The organism is Empedobacter stercoris (assembly GCF_020281205.1).
Lineage (GTDB): Bacteria > Bacteroidota > Bacteroidia > Flavobacteriales > Weeksellaceae > Empedobacter > Empedobacter stercoris.
On sequence record NZ_JACXZC010000069.1, the window covers coordinates 1 to 895 of the forward strand.

At 45.6% G+C, this 895-nt stretch carries 1 rRNA gene; it reads right to left on the reverse strand.

Annotated features, from left to right (window positions below):
• A 23S ribosomal RNA gene (locus IF125_RS14185) occupies nucleotides 1-895 on the reverse strand; the annotation flags it as partial.

The following is an 895-nucleotide window of genomic DNA, read 5'->3' on the forward strand; positions in this document are numbered from 1 at the left end:
TCTCGCTATTTCTTGGAACAATTTTCAGAGGATTATCACTCCAGCCGAAACCTTCGTGTACTATCCCTACTTTACGTAGGTTCAACGTACTATTCCGTCAGTACGCACCTCCTACAATCATTCGTCACTTTTATTGAGTGCAGGTACGGGAATATTAACCCGTTTGCCATCCACTTCCCCCAAAGGGTGCGTGTTAGGTCCCGACTAACCCTCAGCTGATTAGCATAGCTGAGGAATCCTTAGTCTTACGGCGAATAAGTTTCTCACTTATTTTATCGTTACTCATGCCTACATTTTCTTTTCTAAAAGCTCCACCACCCATTACCAGGTGACTTCTGCGCCGTTAGAATGCTCCCCTACCAGTACATCTAAAAGATGTAATCCATAGCTTCGGTAATATGCTTATGCCCGATTATTATCCATGCCGGATCGCTCGACTAGTGAGCTGTTACGCACTCGTTAAATGAATAGCTGCTTCCAAGCTAACATCCTAGCTGTCAATGCAATCCAACCGCGTTTTCTCAACTTAGCATATATTTGGGGACCTTAGCTGATGGTCTGGGTTCTTTCCCTCTCGGACATGGACCTTAGCACCCATGCCCTCACTGCATAGAAACATATATTAGCATTCGGAGTTTGTCAGGAATTGGTAGGCGGTGAAGCCCCCGCATCCAATCAGTAGCTCTACCTCTAATATACTTAACTATACGCTGCACCTAAATGCATTTCGGGGAGTACGAGCTATTTCCCAGTTTGATTGGCCTTTCACCCCTACCCACAGGTCATCCGAAGACTTTTCAACGTCAACCGGTTCGGTCCTCCACTTTGTGTTACCAAAGCTTCAACCTGCCCATGGGTAGATCACAAGGTTTCGCGTCTAATACTACTGACTATA